Origin of the sequence: Pseudonocardia autotrophica (assembly GCF_003945385.1) — a bacterium.
Taxonomy (GTDB): domain Bacteria; phylum Actinomycetota; class Actinomycetes; order Mycobacteriales; family Pseudonocardiaceae; genus Pseudonocardia; species Pseudonocardia autotrophica.
On record NZ_AP018920.1, the window covers coordinates 1,378,877 to 1,397,128 of the forward strand.

The following is an 18,252-nucleotide window of genomic DNA, read 5'->3' on the forward strand; positions in this document are numbered from 1 at the left end:
CCGTCCGAGTGCGGGGCTGTGCGGCGCGCCCGCCGACCGGGCGGCGGGCCCGGTGCGGGGCGCGTCCTAGGCTCCTCGGGTGCCCGACCTGACCAGCACCGCCAACCCGCGCGTCAAGAACCTGGTGCGGCTGCGCACCCGCCGGCACCGCGACGCGGCGGGGGTCACCCTGATCGAGGGGCACGACGAGCTGGCACTCGCCCTCGAGGCCGGGGTCCGGCCCACCGAGGTCTACTGGGCGCCCGACCTGGTCACCGATCCGGCGCTGCTGGACCGGATGCGCGGTGCCCGGACGTTCTCGGTGAGCCCCGAGGTGTTCGCCCGGATCGCCTACCGGGAGTCCCCGGACGGCTGGCTCGCCGTGGCCGATGCACCCGGCCGTCCGCTGGACTCGCTGGTGCTGCGCCCGGACGCGCTGGTGCTGGTCGCCGAGGGGATCGAGAAGCCGGGGAACGTGGGCGCGATGCTGCGCACCGCCGAGGCGTGCGGGGTGGACGCGGTCGTCATCGCGACCCCGGACCGGGCCGGGACCGACTTCGCCAACCCGAACGTCGTGCGGGCGTCGAAGGGGACGGTGTTCGCGGTCCCGGTCGCGTCGGCGTCGTCGGCGGAGGTGCTCGACTGGTTGCGCCGCAGCGGGCTGCGGGTGCTGGTCACGACACCGGCGGGCAGCACCGAGCTGGGCACCGCCGACCTCACCGGCGGGTCCGCGCTGGTGATCGGCACCGAGGCGACCGGTGTCACCGAGCTGTGGCACGCCGGAGCCGACGAGACCGTGGTGATCCCGATGCAGGGCACCGTCAACTCGCTCAACGCCTCGATCGCCGCCGCGGTGGTGCTGTTCGAGGCCGTCCGGCAGCGCCGGGGTACGTCGGCGTGATGACGCGCCGGGGCCTCCCGGCTGCGTAGCCTGCCCGGCATGCCGACCGTGCGTGACGTGCTGGTGGCCACCGCCGTCGCGGCCGTGGCGGTCGCCGGTGCGCTGCTCGGCGACCCGTCCGGACGGCCGCTGCTGCCCTGGGGTGCGGTGCTGATCGGGGTCGCGACGGTGGCGCTCTGCTGGCGCAGCCGGTTCCCGGTGCCGGTGCTCGTCGCGGTGATGGTGCCGACGGCCCTGTACTACTGGCTCGATCATCCGGACGGGCCCGCGTCGCTGCTGGTCGCGGTGGCGGTCTACACGGTCGCGAGCCGGGTGAGCTGGCCGCGGGCCGCGCTGACCGGGCTGCTCGTGGTGCTGGCCTGGGCGGGCACCGACCTGCTCCTCGTGCGCAACCCCCCGGATCCGAGCGACCACTACGGCTGGATCGTCGTGACGGTCGCGCTCGGCGTCGCGGTCGGGGCGGTCCGCCGGGCCGCGGAGCTGTCCGCGGAGCAGGCCGAGGAACGGCTCGCGCTGCGGGTCGAGCAGGAGCGGCTGCGGATCGCCCGGGACGTGCACGACGTGGTCTCGCACAGCCTCTCGATGATCGTCGTGCAGGCGGGGGTCGGCGCGCACGTCGCGGCCCGGCGACCGGAGGAGGCGGTGGCGGCGCTGCTGCGTATCCGGGACGCGGGCACCGACGCGCTGCGGGAGCTGCGCGGCACCCTGGAGCTGCTGCGCATCGACGGCGAACCGCTCACCGGTGGCCTCGACCGGCTCGACGAGGTGGTCAGCGCCGGCCGGTCGGCCGGGCTCGAGGTCGCCGTCACGGGGGATCCGGGACCGCTGCCGGAGAGCACCGACCGCACGGTGTTCGCGATCGTCCGGGAGGCGGTGACCAACACCGTCCGGCACGCACCGGTGGCGTCCCGGGTGCAGGCGTCGATCACCCGGGACGCCGGCCGGCTGCACGTCCACATCGCCGACGACGGTGGGCCGATGGCGCACCCGGCCCGCCCGCACGGCCAGGGACTGCGCGGGCTCGCCGAGCGGGCCGAGGCGCTGGGCGGGCGGCTGCGGACCACCGCGGGCCCGGACGGCTTCGTGGTCGAGGCCGATCTGCCGGACGGGAGCGGGACGTGAGCGACGTCCGGGTGCTGCTCGCCGACGACCAGCCGCTGATCCGGGCCGGGCTGCGGGTGCTGCTGGAGACCGAACCCGGCTACGCGGTCGCCGGTGAGGCGGCGGACGGGGCGGAGGCGATCCGGCTGGCCAGGGCGCACCGGCCGGACGTGGTGCTGATGGACGTCCGGATGCCGGGCACCGACGGCCTGGACGCCCTGGAGGCGATCGCCGCCGATCCCGCGCTGACCGGCACCCGGGTGATCGTGCTGACCACCTTCGATCTCGACGCCTACGTCTACCGGGCGCTGCGCGGCGGAGCCAGCGGCTTCCTGCTCAAGGACACCGAGCCGGTCGCGTTGCTGCGCGCGATCGACCTGGTGCACGCGGGCGAGGCGTTGCTGGCGCCGTCGGTCACCCGGCGGCTGATCACCGAGTTCGCCCGTCGCGGCCCGGCGGCCGAGCCGCCGGGTACCGACCGGCTCGCCGTGCTCACCCGGCGCGAGCGGGAGGTGCTGACGCTCGTCGGTGCCGGCCGGACCAACGGCGAGATCGCGGCCGAGCTGGTGATCAGCCCGGCCACCGCGCGGACCCACGTGGGACGCCTGCTGACCAAGCTGGACGCCCGGGACCGGGTGCAGCTCGTGGTGATCGCGCACGAGGCCGGGCTGGTCGGCCGCCGCTGACGAGCCCCGCGCACCCGCCGCGGTAGGAATCAGCGCGTCCCGCACTTGCCACGGTGGGAGGAGCGGCTCCGCACCCGCCCCGGCGGGGGTGGGGGTGATCCCGGGGGGCGGGCCGGGGGAACTACGTCGGTGCGCGTACCGGCGGGTGACGTCGCCGCGCCGACGCGCCGGACCCGGTGCCGCGGCGAGGCTCGTGGCCATGACCCGACGCATCGGACGCCGCACCTTCCTCGGCCTCGCCGGCGTCGCCGCGGGCGGACTGCTGCTCGGCGGCTGCGCGGGCGTCCCGGCGTCACAGCTGGGCACCCCGGCGCCCCGGCCACTGGCGATCCCGCCACTCGCCCCTTCGGCCCGCCGGGACGGCGTCCGGACGTTCGCGCTGACCGCAGCGCCCGGGACGAGCGCGTTCCATCCCGGGGTGGACACCCCCACCTGGGGCTACGGCCTGCCGTTCGGTGGACCCACGCTGCGCGCGACCCGCGGGGAGCGGGTCCGGGTGCACGTCACCAACGGTCTGCCGGAGACCACCTCCACCCACTGGCACGGCATGACGCTGCCGGCCGAGCACGACGGCGGCCCGCACTCCCCGATCGAGCCCGGAGCCACCTGGAGTCCGGAGTGGACGATCGAGCAGCCGGCCGCGACCCTCTGGTACCACCCGCACCCGCACGGCGTCACCGAGCGGCACGTCCATCGCGGGCTGGCCGGGCTGTTCCTCGTCGACGACCCGGAGGGCGCGCCCGGGCTGCCGCACCGGTACGGCGTCGACGACGTCCCGGTCGTCGTCACCGACCGGACCTTCACCGCGGACGGCGCCTTCGACACCCGGCGGCGCAGCGCGCACGGTCTGATCGGCGACACACTGCTGGTGAACGGGACCCTCGCGCCCTACCTGGCGGTGTCGTCGTCCCGGATCCGGCTGCGGCTGCTCAACGCCTCACCCGCCCGCTGCTACCGGTTCGCCCGGTCCGACGAGCGTCCGATGCTGATCGTCGGGACCGACTCCGGATTGCTGGCGGCACCCCGGGCGGTGTCCGCTGCTCTGCTCACCCCCGGTGAGCGGGCCGAGCTGCTGCTCGACCTCGACCCGGGGCGCCCGGTGACGCTGCGGTCGCTGCCCCAGGATCTCGGGGCGGTGTCGGGCACCGAGCGCTCGATCGGCGCGTCGGACACCCTCGACGTGCTCCAGATCCGGCCGGCCGGCGTCCTCGAACCCGCCCCGCCGCTGCCCGAGGTGTTGCCGCACGAGCCGGGACCCGACGAGTCCGCGGCGACCGGGGTGCGCCGGTTCACCCTCGGCAACGACGTGATCAACGGGAAGTCGATGGACATGACCCGGATCGACGAGGTCGTGCACGCCGGCGCCACCGAGATCTGGGAGCTCGTCAACGTGCACTCCCGTCCGCACAACCTGCACGTACACGACGCGCGCGGCCAGGTGATCGAGGCCGGTGGCCGGGCCGTCCCGCCGGCGCAGCGGAGCTGGAAGGACACCGTGTACGTCCCGCCGCGGACGACGGTGCGGGTGCTCCTGCGGTTCGGGAGGCACCCGGATCCGGGGCGGCCGTTCATGTACCACTGCCACCTGCTCTATCACGAGGACCAGGGGATGATGGGCCAGTTCGTGGTCGTCGGCGACGGCACGGATCCCGGTTCGGTGCCGCGCACCCTCGCCGCGACCGGCGGGCACCATGGGTGAGCGCGCACGGATGCTCGCGGCCGTCCCGTTCCGGGTGTGGGCGGTGCTGCACGGGGTGCTGGTGCTGACCCAGGTGGGCCTGGCCGGTGCGCTGCTCGACGCGGCCCTCGGCGCGCTGACCTGGCACGGTGGGATCGGCGGGTCGCTGATCCTGGTGGCGGCGGTGCAGACGGTGCTCGCGGTGCCGGCCGCGTGGCCCGGCCGGATGCCGGGGTGGCCGGTCGCGGTGAGCGCTGTCCTCGTGGTGGCCGACACCGCGCAGGTCGCGATCGGGCACCTCGGGCTGCTCGCGGTGCACGTGCCGCTCGGGGTGGCGATCGTCGTCGTCCAGGTGGCGGTCGCGGTGCGGGCCCTGCTGCCGGCGCGCCGCCGGGACGGCCACCGGCGTCCGGGAACGATCTCCCGGGACACCGGCGCACATCCCGGCGACGGCGGCCGGATCAGCCGGTGAGCGCAGGCTCCCGGTGCTGTTCGGCGCGCTCCATCCGGACGGCGACGTACAGCGCGGCCAGCCCCAGCAGCGGCAGCACGGTCGCGACGGCCGCGGGCGAGGTCCAGCCCCATCCGGCGGCCAGGACCACACCGCCCAGCGCGGCCCCGAGCGCGTTGGAGACGTTGAACGCCGCGTGGTGCAGCGCCACGCCCAGCGTCGGGCCCTCCCGGCCGGCGTCCATCAGGCGGGTGGCCAGCGCGGGGGTGGTCGCCGTCGTGGTGAAGGCCAGGCTGAACAGTGCGGTCAGCGCCATCACCACCGACGACGCGGTCAGCGCGAACACCGTCATCGACACCGCGGCGGCGCCGAGCCCGGCAGCGATGGTGTGTACCGGGGCGATCTCGGCCAGTCGTCCGCCGACCTGGTTGCCCAGGGTCATACCGATCCCGAACACCGCGAGTGCCACCGGCACCGCGGCCTCGGCCAGCCCGGACACCTCGGTCAGCACCGGGGTGATGTAGCTGTAGACGGCGAACGAGCCGCCGAAACCGGTCGCGATGACCGCCATCGTGATCCACACCTGGCCCCGGCGCAGCGCCGAGAGCTCACCGAGCACCGAGCCGCGGCGCGTGTCGCGCACGTCCGGGACGAGCCACCAGACCGCGGCCATGGTCACCACGGCGATCGCGCCGGTCGCAAGGTACGCGGCGGGCCAGCCGGCGGCCTGGCCGAGCCAGGTCGCGATGGGGACACCGACCACGTTCGCGATCATCAGCCCGCTCATGACGGTCGCGATCGCGCGTGGGCGGCGCTCCCGTGGCACGAGCGAGGCGGCGAGCACCGATGCCGTGCCGAAGTAGGCGCCGTGCGGGAGACCGGCGAGGAAGCGGGTGGCGACGAAGGTGCCGAAGGTCGGCGCGAACGCCGAGGCGATGTTGGTCAGTGCCAGCGCTCCGGCCAGCGCCAGCACCAGGTGCTTGCGCGGCCAGCGGGCGCCGAGCACGGCCAGAACGGGCGCGCCGACCACCACCCCGAGTGCATAGGCGCTGATCGCGGTACCGGCCTGCGGCACGGTGGCGCCGAGGTCGGCGGCGAACGCCGGCAGCAGGCCCATCGAGGCGAACTCGGTGGTGCCGATGGCGAGCCCGCCCAGCGCCATCGCGAACAGCGCGGGGCCGGGACTTCCGGTGGTGGAGGAGTGGTGAGAGAGTGTGCCCAATGTTTTCATCGCCCCACGAGAATAAGTACCGCCCACCCGGAGGTGTCAAACGAGATGGCGTCGGTGTCAGCTGATTCACCTCCCGGCCGCGCCGAGACCGACCGCTGGCGGGCGACCGCCGAGGTGCTCACGGAGATCCGGCGGGAGCCCGGGCTGACCCGGGTGGAGCTGGCCCGGCGGCTGCGACTGGCCGGTGGGTCGGCCACCGAGATCACCGCACGGCTGCGCGAGCTGGGCTGGATCACCGAGGAGCGGGCGCCCTGTCCGGGCCGCGGCCGCCCGACGACCCGGCTGGTCCCGAGTCGCACCGGGCCCGCGGTCGTCGCCGTCGACGTCCGGTTCGAAGGATGGCAGGCCGGTCTCGTCGGGCTGGACGGGGAGCCGGTCGCGGTGCGGTCCGGGCGGCACGCGCACCGGGAGCCGGACGCCGTCGCCGTCGAGCTGGACGCGGTGGTCGGCGAGCTGATCGCCGAGCACCCGGGGCCGGTCGTCGCCGCGGGGATCGGGGTGGCGGCGACCCTGCTCGACGAGCATCTCGCGCAGGCCGGTGGGCAGGGCTGGAGCCCGCTGGACGTCCGCCGGATCGGGGCCGGGCTGCCGGTGCTGGCCGGCAACGACGCGAACCTGGCCGGTGTCGCCGAGGTCCGCGGCGGCGCCGCGGCGGGGGCCGGGACGGCGCTGTTCCTGACGGTCGAGGTCGGGATCGGCGGTGCGCTGCTGCTGAGCGGGCGGCCGCAGTCCGGTTCGCGGGGCGCGGCCGGGGAGTTCGGGCACCTGCCCTTCGGCGATCCCGGCCGGGGCTGTCCGTGCGGGGCCCGCGGCTGCTGGAACTCCGAGGTGGACGGGCGCGCGCTGGCGCGGATGCTCGGCGAGCCGGAACCCGACGACCCGTACGGCTCGGCGGTCGCCGTGCTGGAGCGGGCCGAGGCGGGGGAGCGGGCCGCCGGCCGGGTGGTCGCGCACGCCGCCGCCCGGCTCGCCGGCGGGACGGCCGGGCTGGTCAACGCGCACGACCCGGAGATCGTGGTGCTCGGCGGGCTCGGGACGGTGCTGCGCCGGGCCGCGCCGGAGCGGTTCGACGAGGCCTACCGGGCCGGGCTGATGAGCTTCCACCGCGAGGATCCCCCACCGGTCGTGGACGCCGCGCACGGCACCGACGGGGTGCTGCGCGGAGCCGGGGCGATCGCGCTGGACCACGCGACGTCGGCGGCCGGGCTGGCGGCGCGGGCGTAGCGCTCCCGGCCGGTGCGACCGCTCACCGACCGGGCCACCGGAAATGCCGCCCGAATGTCACGATCCGACCATCGGAACGGTTCCCCGTGCTGCGCGCCCGGCCCACCCCGGGTACTTTTCTCTCACATTCTCGGGAGGGAACTGAAATGATCATTCTCGGCATCATCCTGCTGCTGGTGGGTTACTTCACCAGCATTCCGCTGGTCACGACGATCGGCACGATCCTGGTCGTCGTCGGTGTCGTCCTGCTCATCCTCGGAGCGATCGGCCGCCCGGTCGGTGGTCGCAAGGCCTGGTTCTGACCAGGCCGGTCGCGACCCGAGGGCGGTGCCCGACCGCCTCGGGGGCAGACCGGCTCCGCAGTCGCACAGGGGGTGCGGCCCCGGCACGGCCGGGGTCGCACCCCCCTTGTCGTGCAGTTGATCGAAAAAACACAGGGATCAATGTTTCGACCCGATCCGAGTGGGTAGTACGACGAATTTCCGGTGCACCCGGATCATGAATTGCCGGTGTCCTCCGGGAAGCCGAGCAGGCGACGGGCGGTAACCGGGTCCGCGGGCGTCGCACCCACCTTGTCGAGTACCCGCAGCGCGTCCTCCAGTAGTTCCCGGTTGGTCGGCGTCCCGGGGCCGGCGTGGTCCTCCAGGCCGACCCGCAGGTGCCCTCCTCGGCGGACGGCGAGCTCGGCCAGCCCGGACGCCACGACGTCCCCGCCGAGCACCGCGACCGACCACGGCAGTCCGGACGGTTCGAGCAGCTCCAGATAGGCCTCCAGGGCCGCCGGGGTCGGTGGCAGGCCGAACTGCAGCCGGTCGGCGAAGTACAGCTTCACGATCGCACCCGGCGGCACCCGGCCGTGCCGGTGCAGGGTCAGCGCGGTGCGCAGGAACCCCGGCTCGAAGATCGAGATGCTCGGGCCGGCCCCGAGCCGGGCGGTGCGCGCGAACATGTACTCGGTGTCGGAAAACGAGTTCTGGTACGGCTCCGGCGCGGCGGCCTCGGGGCAGCTGCCGTCGTCGAGCAGCCCGACGTTCACCGAGCCCGGATCGACCAGGGTCAGCCCGCCCATCCGCCGTCGTGCCAGCTCCTCGACGTGCGCCCACCGGCGCTGCACCGGGACGCCGCGGGCCCCGGCCGCCATCGTCGGATAGAGCAGCGCGTCGGGGTACCGGTCGAGCACCGGTCGCCACGCCGCCAGGTACGGCTCGACGGCGTGCACCCCGTCGGTGGTGAACATCGGCTCGTCGTTGTGGTTGTGCACGATCGCCGCACCGCGGCCGATCACGTCCAGGGCCTGTTCGGCGATCTCGTCGGGCTCCCGCGGGACGTGCGGGTTCGCCTCCCGGGTGGTGCTGCCGTTCAGGGCGACTTCCAGGATCACCGTCGAGTCCATCCGGCCAGCATCGCGGGATCCGGCGCCGGGTGCACCTGCGCGGGCGGTGCGACCGGCGGGTCGTAGGCTCGTGATCGTGAGTAGCGCCCCGCGGTCGAGCCGCGCGCGCCGCAGCGCCGCTGCCGTCGCCGTCGTCGCCGCGATCGCCTTGTCGGCAGGCTGTGGTGGTGACCAGCCCGATCCGTTGAGCACGGGAGCCCCGGGTGCCGCCCCGGCCGACGGGCTGGCCCGGATCGTCGAGCTGACCGGGGAGCGGATCGGGATCTCCGAGCGAGCCGCCGCGGCGGCGGCCGACACCGGGGAGCCTGCGCCCGGCCCGGACTCCGACTCCGGCTCCGGTGACGTGGCTGTGGCTGCAGCCGCGGCCGAGCGCGCCGGCGTCGACGTGGAGTGGGCGGCGCGGGTGCTCGCCGACCAGCGCGCGGCCGCCGACCAGCTGCGCGACGGCCTGACCCGGCAGTGGGCCGAGCGTCCGGACACCCGGCCCGCCGAGCAGGCCGATCCGGCGCAGCTGAGGTCCGAGCTGGACCGGATCGACGAGGAGCTGCTCGCCGCGCTGCGGATCGCCGCCCCGGCTCGGGCGCACGAGGACTGCCCCAGCTCGCTCGCGCAGGCCGCCGTCGCCCGGGCCGAGGGGCTCGGCGATCTGGCGCGCGGGGCGCTCGGCCGCAGCCTGATGTCGGTCTGCGACGGCACCCCGGACTGACCCGGTGTCCGTGACGGTCGTGTTTCCGTCCGTCTCAGGTATTGCGTACCCGGATAGTACGTGCTCGGATTAATGTTCGAGTCATGGAGGTGGCCGCGATGGACCAGAACCTGTTCAACGACATCTGCCTGCAGCAACTGACGCTGTCGGGGGTGCACGAGGGTGAGACCGTGGTCGTGCTGACCCGCGGTGCGGAGCGGGCCGAGTACGCCGACGCGTTCCTGTGGGCGATCCAGCGCCTGGGTGCGACCGGATATCACATGCGCCTGCCGTCGCCGGCGAGCGCGGCCGGGGCGTGGGCGGTCGGCGACTCCGGGCTGGGGAACATCCCACTGGCCGTGGACGCGCTCAAGGCCGTCGACATGGTCGTGGACTGCACGTTCCTGCTGTTCTCGCCCGAGCAGTTCGCGATCCAGGGCGCCGGCACCCGGATCCTCACCGCCGTCGAACCGCCCGAGCTGCTGGCCCGGCTGATGCCGACCACCGAGCTGCGTGAGCGCGTCGAGACCGGGGCGGAGCTGCTGGCCAAGGCCTCGGCCATGCGGATCACCAGCCCGCACGGCACCGACGTCACCTATCAGCTGGGCATGTACCCGACGATGTCGGAGTACGGCTACACCGACACCCCCGGCCGCTGGGACCACTGGCCGGCGGCGTTCGTGTTCACCGGCGGCTCCGACACCGGCGTCGACGGGAAGATCGTGCTCGCCCCCGGGGACGTGCTGCTGCCGTTCAACACCTACGTGCAGACCCCGGTGGAGATCACCATCGAGGAGGGCTTCATCCGCGACATCCGCGGCGGCGCCGGCTCCTCGGGGCTGGACGCCGATCTGCTGCGCTCCTACATCGAGAGCTTCGACGACCCGCGCGGCTACGGCATGAGCCATGTCGGCTGGGGTCTCGACGAGCGCGCGCACTGGCACGGCCTGACCCAGTTCCCCGGCGGCATGGGGATGGAGCTGCGCAGCTTCTACGGCAACGTGATGTTCTCGATCGGGCCGAACAACGAGCTCGGCGGCCCGAACGACACCGCCTGCCACTTCGACATCCCGATGCGCGGCAACTCGCTCTACCTCGACGACGAGCTGATCGTCGACGCCGGCGAGCTGACCGTGCCCGAGATGCGCCCGGTGGCACGCCGATGAGCCGCGACCACCCCCGGGATCATCACATCGGGATGATCGTCCCGTCGTCGAACCTCACGATGGAGACCGAGCTCCCGCGGATGCTGCGCGCCCGTGAGGACGTGCTCCCCGACGAGCGGTTCGTGTTCCACTCGGCGCGGGCCCGGATGCAGCACGTGACCCCCGAGCAGCTGCGCGCGATGAACGCCCAGGCTCAGCGGGCCGCGGCCGAGCTGGCCGACGCCCGCCCGGACGTCGTCGCCACCGCCTGCCTGGTCGCGATCATGGCCCAGGGCCCCGGCTACCACTGCACCGCCGAGGACGACATCACCGCCGCACTGCGGGCCGAGGGCTCCGACGCGCCGGTGATCTCCAGCGCGGGTGCGCTGCTGTCCGGGATCGCCGCGCTGGGCGCGCAGCGGGTCGCGATCATCACCCCCTACATGGAGCCGTTGACCCGGGCGGTCGTGGACTACCTGACCGACGCCGGCGTCGAGGTCGTCGACTCGCTGTCGCTGCAGGTGCCCGACAACCTGGCCGTCGCCCGGCTCGATCCGGCCGACCTGCGCGAGCACTGGCGCAAGCTCGACCTGTCCCGGGCCGACGCGCTGGTGCTCAGCGCCTGCGTGCAGATGCCGTCGCTGCCCTCGATCCAGCCGGTTCAGGACGAGATCGGCATCCCGGTGCTGTCCGCCGCGACCGCGACCACCCACCGGATCCTCACCGAGCTCGGCCTGGAGCCGCGGGTCCCCGGCGCCGGGGCACTGCTGCAGGGCTGAGGCTCCCGGGGGAGAACGGACCCGCGCCCACCCTCCCGGGCGCGGGTCCGTTCTGCTGTGGCGTCCCTGCGGCCGGTGATCCCTGTTTCGGGAGTGCTGGAGGCCGTCGGGCGCACCTGCGCTCCCACAACGCGGATCATGGTCGGGCTGCCGGCGGGGTGCGGCCGGGCCGGTGGGCGCGCGGCCGGGCTGCGGCTGGGTCGGCGGGGGTGCGGCTGGGCCGGCGGCGCGGGTCGCGGGTCTGTGGGCCGGCCTGGGGCGCGCGCACGGCCGGCATGGCCGGGCCGGCGGCGCGGGTTGCGGGTCGCGGGCCGTCCGGGCCGGGTCCGCGCGCATGGCTGGTGATCCCTGTTTTGGGAGTGTGGGAGGTCGTTGGGCGCACCTGCGCTCCCAAAACGCGGATCATGGTCGGGCTGCCGGCGGGGGTGCAGCCGAGCTGCTGGTGCGCGGCGCGGGGTGCGGTTCTGCGGGCCGTCCGGGCCGGATCCGCGCGCATGGCTGGTGATCCCTGCTCTGGGAGTGCTGGAGATCGGTCGGGGCCCGTGCGCTCCCACAACGCGGATCATGCTCGGAGGAATCCGGGTCTGGACACCGAGAGGGCCCCTGCTGTACATGTTTGTACATGTCTGAACAGGGGGCCCGTTCCAAGCGCGCCCGGCTCGTCGAGGACCTCGCCGGCCGGATCCGATCCGGGCGGATCGGCACCGGTGAGCGGCTGCCGGGGGAGAACCGGCTCGCGGAGACCTATGCGGTCTCCCGCGGCACCGTCCGCAGCGCGCTGGCCGAACTGCAGCGCCAGGAGCTGATCTCGACCGAGACCGGGGTCGGCTCCTTCGTCACCTTCGACGGCGCACCACTCGACCAGCGGATCGGCTGGGCCCGCGCGCTCGCCGAGTCCGGCGCGGAGGTCGGGACCGAGCTGCTCGGCATCGACACCGCGGGTGATCCGGACCTGGTCGAGCGGGAGGGACCGCTGGTCGTCGTCCGGCGTCTCCGCTGGTCCGGGGGGCGCCCGGTATCGCTGGAGACGTCGTCGCTACCCGCCTCCGGGTCGCTCGCCGATCTCCCGGAGCGAGGGCTGGTGGACGGCTCGATCACCGCGACCCTGGCCGCGGCAGGCCTGCGCGGTTCCATCGGGGAACAGTGGATCTCGGCGGAGCCGCTGGACGCCGCCGACGCCGGACGGCTCGGCCAGCAGGGCGGGACCCTGTTCCTGCGGGCCGTCCGCCTGACCCGGGACCCGCACGGCGGCCTGGTCGAGCACGTCGTCAGCCTGCTGGATCCGCAGCGCTTCCGGTTCCACCTGGCGTTCGGGCCGGAGCAGGGCGGTGCCCGGTGACCGCGGAGCGGGATCGCGCGCTCGGCGCGCTGCTCGGGCTCGCGATCGGTGACGCGCTCGGCATGCCGACCCAGTCGCTGTCGCGGTCCGCGATCGCCGAGCGCTACGGGATCGTCGACCGTCTCCTCGACGGCGCCGACGACCAGCCGATCGCCCCGAATCTGCCGGCCGGGACGGTCACCGACGACACCGAGCAGGCGTTGCTGCTCGCCCGGGTGCTGGTCGAGCACGAGGGCCGGGTGCCCCCGCGGGTGTTCGCCGCGCGGCTCGAGGCCTGGGAACAGGAGATGATCCGGCGGGGATCGCTGGACCTGCTCGGCCCCTCCACCCGGCGGGCGCTGACCCGTCTCGCCGAGGGCGAGCCCGCCGAGCGCGCCGGCCGGGACGGCACCACCAACGGCGCCGCGATGCGGGTCACCCCGGTCGGGATCGCCCACACCGGGGCCGGTCTGCTGGACGCGGTCGTGGAGTCCGCCGTGGTCACCCACCACACCGCACCCGGGATCGCCGCCGCCGCGGCCGTCGCGGCGGCCGTGTCGGCGGGGGTCTCCGGCGCGGGACTCGGGGCCGCACTCGAGGAATCGGTGACGGCCGCCCGCGACGGTGCCCGTCGCGGCGGGTGGGCCGCCGGTGCCGACGTCGCGGCCCGGCTCGCGATCGCCTACCGGATGCTGCCCGGCTTGCCGCCGGACCGGCTCGCGGACGCGGTGACCGACGTCGTGGGTACCTCGGTGGCGGCCACCGAGTCCGTGGTCGCCGCACTCGGACTGGCCGCGGCGCTCGGTGACGACCCACGGACCGCGCTCGTCACCGCCGCATCGCTGGGCGGCGACACCGACACGGTCGCCGCGATCTGCGGTGCCGTCCTCGGTGCGGTGCACGGGGTCGCGGGCCTGCCCGCGGGCCTCACCGCGACCGTGCGCCGGGTGAACCGGCAGCTGCTCGACCCGCTCGACGGCCTCGTCGACGGTCTGCTCACCCTCCGGGCCGACGCCCGGGACACCACCTTCCGATAGGAGGCCGTCATGTCGACCGGAACCACCGACGACACGGTGCCCGACACCGGCACCCTGGAGACCCGCGGGATCGAACCGGTACCGGTCTCCGAACGGCACGGGCGTCCGAGCCAGCTGTTCTGGGTCTGGTTCGCCGCCAACATCTCGATTCTCGGGCTGCCGCTCGGTGCGACGCTCGTCGCGTCCGGGCTGACGGTCTGGCAGGCGGTCGTCGTCGCCGTGATCGGTGCGGTCGGTTCGTTCGCGATCGTCGGCGCCGTCTCGATCGCGGGCCGCCGGGGCGGGGCACCCGGGCTGACCCTGTCGCGAGCGGTGTTCGGTGCCCGGGGCAACATCGGTCCGACCCTCGTCTCGCTGCTCTCCCGGCTCGGCTGGGAGACGGTCAACACGACGACGGCGGCGTTCGCGCTGCTCTCCCTGGTCACGATCGTTGCGGGGACCAGCCCGGCGGCGAAGGACCATCCGGTGATCACGATCGTCTGCATCGCCGTGTTCGTGCTCTGCACGGTGCTCGTCGCCGGTCTCGGACACGGGTTCCTGGTGCGGGTCCAGCGGTGGGCGACCTGGGTGTTCGGTGCGCTGAACATCCTGGTCGGCGGGTTCCTCGTGGCCACGGTGGACTGGGCGGCCGTGACCGCGGCGACCCCGGCCCCGGCCGGTGCGGTGATCGCCGGGATCGGGGTGATCGCGGCGGGGACCGGGATCGGCTGGGCGAACGCGTCCGCCGACATGTCCCGCTACCAGGCTCCTTCGGTCCGGGCCGGTTCGCTGGTGCTCTCCGCCGCCGCCGGCGCGGGGATCCCGCTGGTGCTGCTGATCTCGCTGGGCAGCCTGCTGGCCGCCGGTGACCCCGGGCTGGCCGGCGCCGCCGATCCGGTGGCGGCGATCCGCGACATGTTGCCGGTCTGGATGGCGATCCCGTACCTGATCGCCGCGTTCGGTGGTCTGCTGCTGTCCAATCACCTGTCGGTGTACTCGGCCGGGCTCACCACGATCACCCTGGGGATCCGGCTCCCGCGGGTGTACGCGGTCGTCCTCGACGTCGTGGTGACGTTCATCGGGGCGATCTACTTCATGCTGGTCGCGGACGGCTTCTACCCGCCCTTCATCGCCTTCATCAGCGCGCTCGCGATCCCGATCACCGCCTGGGTGGGGGTGTTCGCGGTGGACATGCTCCGCCGACGGCACTACGACCCGGACGCGCTGCTGGACACCTCGCGGACCAGCGCCTACTGGTACCGCGGTGGCGTCGAGCCGCGGGCCACCGGGGCCTGGGCGGCCGCGATCGTCGTCGGGTACCTGTTCGCGACCGTCGGGCTGGCCGACAGCCCGTGGTTCACCGGCCCGCTGGCCGGGACCTGGATCGGGGAGAACGGATTGGCCTGGGTGGTCACCTTCGTCGTCGCGGCCGGGGGCTACGCGCTGCTCGGCGGGGCCAGGGAACAGCGATGAGGGGCAGGCTGGTGCACACCGGCCAGGTCCTAGTCGACCTGGTGATGCGGGTGCCGTCGCTGCCACCGCCCGGCGGGGACGTGCTCGCCGACGACACCACGATGCTGCCAGGGGGCGGGTTCAACGTCGTCTCCGCGGCGGCGCGGGCCGGGGCGGACGTCGTCTACGCGGGTGGGCACGGCACCGGCCCGCGGGGCGATCTCGTCCGTGCGGCCCTGGCGGCCGAGGGAGTGGGCCTCAGCGCACCGCCCGCACCGGACGCCGACACCGGGATCTGTGTGGTGCTGGTCGAGCCGTCGGGTGAGCGGACCTTCGTGACCGGCAGCGGCGCGGAGATCGCCTCGGCCGGTGCTCCGCCGGCGGTACGACCGCAGGACGTGTTGTACGTGTCCGGATACAGCCTGCTGGACCCGGACCGGGCCGGGCAGGTGCTGGGCGGCGCCGGGCAGGTGCGGGATCCGGATGGGGCTGGGCAGGCGACGGTGCTGCTGGACCCGGGACCGCTGGTCGCCGAGATCCCGGCGGCGACCTGGGCCACCGCGCTCGCGCGTACCGGGGTGCTCAGCTGCAACGCCCGCGAGGCCCGCCTCCTCACCGGCACACCGGATCTCGCCGCGGCGGGGCGAGAGCTGTCCCGGCGGCTGCCGGACGGTGCGGTGGTCGTGGTGCGTGACGGCGCGGCGGGGTGCCTGCTCGTCCGCGACGGCGACGTCGAGAACTACCCCGCGCCGACGGTCCGGGCGGTCGACACCACGGGCGCGGGTGACGCGCACTGTGGCGTGCTGGCGGCGGAGCTGCTGCGGGCGACGGACTGGCCGGAGGCGGTGCGCCGGGCGAACGCAGCCGCTGCGCTGGCCGTCACCCGGCACGGCCCGGCGACGGCGCCGACCCGGGCCGAGGTGGACCGCCTGCTCGCGGACAGCTGACCGGTCGCGGGTCCGTGGGCGCGGCCCATGATCCCTGTTTCGGGAGTGCTGGAAGTCATTGGGCGCTCCGGCACTCCCACGACGCGGATCATGGTCGGCTTACCGGCGCGGGTGCGGCCGGGCCGGCGGCACGGATCGCGCGGGCGGCCGGCCGGCCGGGCAGCGTGCGTGGCTCATGATCCTTGTTTTGGGAGTGCTGGAGGTCGTCGGGCGCTCCGGCACTCCCAGAACGCGGATCATGGCGGGGCAAGCGGCGCAGGTCGCAGCCGGGCTACCGGCCTGCGCCGCGGTCGGGTCAGCGGCGCGGGTCGCGGGTCTGCGGACCGGCCGGCCCGGGGCGATTGCGGCCGAGTCGCAGCTGCGGCTCGGCCGCCGGGGGGCGGGCCGTCGCGGTGGTCGGCCGGTCCGGACCCAGCGCGTGGCGTGCGCTGTGCCGGTCCTCGCGCGGCGCGCCGCCGCTCCGGCCATCGCGCGGCGGAGCACCGGGCGCGCCGCCACGCCTGGCGTCGCCGGACGGGCCGCCGTGTGCCCGGGCGAACTCACCGGTTGCGGCGGGACCGGACGGGACGCCGTGTACACGGGCGAACTCGCCGGTCGCGGCGGGACCCGAGGGGCCGTCGGCGGTCGGCATCGGCCGCCGCACACCGGCCGCCGGCGCCGACGGTCCGGCACCGGGGACCGGGCGCTGCAGGCCCGCCCCGGTCAGCGCACGGACCGACATCTGGGCGTGCCCGGCCTCGTCCGGACGCTCGCGACCCAGCACCGAGCCGAGGTAGCCGAGCAGGAACCCGGCCGGAACCGACACCAGGCCGGGATTGGCCAGCGGGAACCACGCGAAGTCGAAGCCGGGCAGCATCGACGTCGGGGACCCGGACACCGATGGCGAGAACACGATGAGGGTCAGGGTGACGGTCAGCCCGCCGTACATGCTCCACAGCGCGCCGGTGGTGGTGAACCGCTTCCAGAACAGCGAGTACAGCAGCGTCGGCAGGTTCGCCGAGGCCGCCATGGCGAACGTGAGCGCGGCGAGGAAGGCGATGTTCTGCCCGTTCGCCAGGATCCCGCCCGCGATGCCGACGATGCCGATGACGACCGTGGTGCGGCGCGCGACCCGGACCTCCTCGGCGGCGGTGGCGCGGCCGCGCCGCACCAGCTGCGCGTAGACGTCGTGCGCGAACGCCGCCGCGGCGGTGATCATCAGACCGGCGACGACCGCGACGATCGTCGCGAAAGCCACCGCGGAGACCAGCGCGAGCATCACCGGCCCGCCGATCTCCAGTGCCAGCAGTGGCGCCGCCGAGTTCACCCCGCCGGGCGCGCTCATGATCGCCTCCGGCCCGACCAGCGCCGTGGCGCCGTAGCCGAGCACCAGCACCAGCAGGAAGAACGCACCGATCAGCCAGATCGCCCAGACCACCGACTTCCGGGCCTGGCGGGAGTCCGGCACGGTGTAGAAACGCATCAGGATGTGCGGGAGCCCGGCGACGCCGAGTACCCCGCCGAGCGCCAGCGAGATCAGGTCGAGGTTCGCGGTGAGGGTTCCGCCGTAGAGCAGCCCGGGCGCCAGCATGGCGTCGCCACCCGGGTGGTTGTCGACGGCGGCGCTGATCAGTGCGGGCAGGCTCAGCCCGGAGGTGCCGAGCACGAAGGCCGACAATGCCAGCCCGGTCGCGAGCAGCAGGCAGGCCTTGACGATCTGGATCCAGGTGGTGCCGCTCATGCCGCCGACCAACACGTAGCCGATGACGACCGCGCCGACGCCGGCGATCACCATCGACTGTCCGGTCCGGTCGGTGATGTTGAGCAGCAGTGCGAGCAGGCCGCCCGCCCCGGCGAGCTGGCCGAGCAGGTAGAGCGTGGAGATGGCCACCGCCGAGGTCGCCGCCGCCGCGCGTACCGGGCGCTGGCGCAGCCGGTAGCTGAGCACGTCGGCCATCGTGTAGCGGCCGGTGTTGCGGAGCAGCTCGGCGACGAAGAACAACGCCACGAGCCAACCGACGAAGGCGATCACGGCGTAGAGGAAGCCGTCGGGGCCGGCGACCGCGACCGCGCCGACGATGCCGAGGAACGTCGCGGCGGACAGGAAGTCGCCGGACAGGGCCAGCCCGTTCTCCGGGCCGGTGAAGCCGCTGCCCGCCGTGTAGTAGTCCCGGTCGGTCGTGGAGCGTCGCCGCACCCGCATCACGAGCACGAAGGCGAACACGATGAACGCGGAGAAGACCAGGATGTTGAGTACCGGGTCGCCGGGGGAGGTCATCGTCGTGGG

General features: G+C 74.4%; 16 protein-coding genes and 1 pseudogene. 14 read left to right on the forward strand and 3 right to left on the reverse strand.

The genetic code is table 11. The annotated features are described in order from the left end of the window. Positions 1-79 precede the first annotated feature (79 nt). The 5 genes from Pdca_RS06720 to Pdca_RS06740 all read left to right on the forward strand — a co-directional run bounded on the left by Pdca_RS06720 (position 80) and on the right by Pdca_RS06740 (position 4,817). Entirely contained in the window at positions 80-880 is an 801-nt protein-coding gene (locus Pdca_RS06720) for a TrmH family RNA methyltransferase (RefSeq protein WP_085913982.1), read from the forward strand. Positions 881-919: 39 nt separating this feature from the next. Continuing rightward, entirely contained in the window at positions 920-2,002 is a 1,083-nt protein-coding gene (locus Pdca_RS06725; RefSeq protein WP_085913983.1) for a sensor histidine kinase, read from the forward strand. Next, positions 1,999-2,667 (forward strand): response regulator, encoded by a 669-nt coding sequence (locus tag Pdca_RS06730; RefSeq protein ID WP_085913984.1) that lies wholly within the window; start codon positions 1,999-2,001, stop codon positions 2,665-2,667. The genes Pdca_RS06725 and Pdca_RS06730 overlap by 4 nt, the downstream gene beginning before the upstream one ends. A 199-nt stretch (positions 2,668-2,866) precedes the next feature. Continuing rightward, positions 2,867-4,366 (forward strand): multicopper oxidase family protein, encoded by a 1,500-nt coding sequence (locus Pdca_RS06735; RefSeq protein WP_085913985.1) that lies wholly within the window; start codon positions 2,867-2,869, stop codon positions 4,364-4,366. Continuing rightward, complete coding sequence (locus Pdca_RS06740; protein ID WP_085913986.1) at positions 4,359-4,817, forward strand: hypothetical protein; 459 nt, start codon at positions 4,359-4,361, stop codon at positions 4,815-4,817. The genes Pdca_RS06735 and Pdca_RS06740 overlap by 8 nt, the downstream gene beginning before the upstream one ends. Here Pdca_RS06740 and Pdca_RS06745 read toward each other — a convergent pair. Beyond that, positions 4,807-6,027, reverse strand: coding sequence for an MFS transporter (locus Pdca_RS06745; protein ID WP_085913987.1), 1,221 nt, complete (start codon positions 6,025-6,027; stop codon positions 4,807-4,809). The two genes, Pdca_RS06740 and Pdca_RS06745, sit on opposite strands and share 11 nt — an antisense overlap. A 54-nt stretch (positions 6,028-6,081) precedes the next feature. Between Pdca_RS06745 and Pdca_RS06750 the strand changes: the two genes are divergently transcribed. Further along, positions 6,082-7,251 (forward strand): ROK family transcriptional regulator, encoded by a 1,170-nt coding sequence (locus Pdca_RS06750; protein WP_197719940.1) that lies wholly within the window; start codon positions 6,082-6,084, stop codon positions 7,249-7,251. Positions 7,252-7,397: 146 nt separating this feature from the next. Continuing rightward, positions 7,398-7,553 (forward strand): hypothetical protein, encoded by a 156-nt coding sequence (locus Pdca_RS06755; RefSeq protein ID WP_085913989.1) that lies wholly within the window; start codon positions 7,398-7,400, stop codon positions 7,551-7,553. 194 nt (positions 7,554-7,747) lie between these two features. On the opposite strand, the gene Pdca_RS06760 is transcribed toward Pdca_RS06755, so the two are convergent. Then, positions 7,748-8,644, reverse strand: coding sequence for a beta-keto acid cleavage family enzyme (locus Pdca_RS06760; RefSeq protein ID WP_085913990.1), 897 nt, complete (start codon positions 8,642-8,644; stop codon positions 7,748-7,750). 76 nt (positions 8,645-8,720) lie between these two features. Here Pdca_RS06760 and Pdca_RS06765 point away from each other — a divergent pair, with 76 nt between their 5' ends. The 7 genes from Pdca_RS06765 to Pdca_RS06795 all read left to right on the forward strand — a co-directional run bounded on the left by Pdca_RS06765 (position 8,721) and on the right by Pdca_RS06795 (position 15,986). Beyond that, positions 8,721-9,350: a chorismate mutase family protein gene (locus Pdca_RS06765; RefSeq protein ID WP_125911285.1), complete on the forward strand. Its 630-nt coding sequence runs from the start codon at positions 8,721-8,723 to the stop codon at positions 9,348-9,350. A gap of 98 nt (positions 9,351-9,448) precedes the next feature. Next, positions 9,449-10,495 carry a 2,5-dihydroxypyridine 5,6-dioxygenase NicX family protein gene (locus Pdca_RS06770; RefSeq protein WP_085914056.1) on the forward strand — a complete coding sequence of 349 codons (1,047 nt, stop codon included), beginning with the start codon at positions 9,449-9,451 and terminating at the stop codon, positions 10,493-10,495. Next, positions 10,492-11,253: a maleate cis-trans isomerase family protein gene (locus Pdca_RS06775; protein ID WP_085913992.1), complete on the forward strand. Its 762-nt coding sequence runs from the start codon at positions 10,492-10,494 to the stop codon at positions 11,251-11,253. Before Pdca_RS06770 ends, Pdca_RS06775 begins: the two co-directional genes overlap by 4 nt. A 622-nt stretch (positions 11,254-11,875) precedes the next feature. Further along, entirely contained in the window at positions 11,876-12,592 is a 717-nt protein-coding gene (locus tag Pdca_RS06780; protein WP_085913993.1) for a GntR family transcriptional regulator, read from the forward strand. Further along, positions 12,589-13,608 (forward strand): ADP-ribosylglycohydrolase family protein, encoded by a 1,020-nt coding sequence (locus Pdca_RS06785; protein WP_085913994.1) that lies wholly within the window; start codon positions 12,589-12,591, stop codon positions 13,606-13,608. Before Pdca_RS06780 ends, Pdca_RS06785 begins: the two co-directional genes overlap by 4 nt. A 9-nt stretch (positions 13,609-13,617) precedes the next feature. Then, positions 13,618-15,060, forward strand: coding sequence for a purine-cytosine permease family protein (locus Pdca_RS06790; protein ID WP_085913995.1), 1,443 nt, complete (start codon positions 13,618-13,620; stop codon positions 15,058-15,060). Next, positions 15,057-15,986 carry a PfkB family carbohydrate kinase gene (locus Pdca_RS06795; protein WP_085913996.1) on the forward strand — a complete coding sequence of 310 codons (930 nt, stop codon included), beginning with the start codon at positions 15,057-15,059 and terminating at the stop codon, positions 15,984-15,986. Before Pdca_RS06790 ends, Pdca_RS06795 begins: the two co-directional genes overlap by 4 nt. 676 nt (positions 15,987-16,662) lie before the next feature. Here Pdca_RS06795 and Pdca_RS06800 read toward each other — a convergent pair. After that, positions 16,663-18,243 (reverse strand): annotated as a pseudogene (locus Pdca_RS06800) (solute symporter family protein); the annotation flags it as partial. Positions 18,244-18,252: the final 9 nt, after the last annotated feature.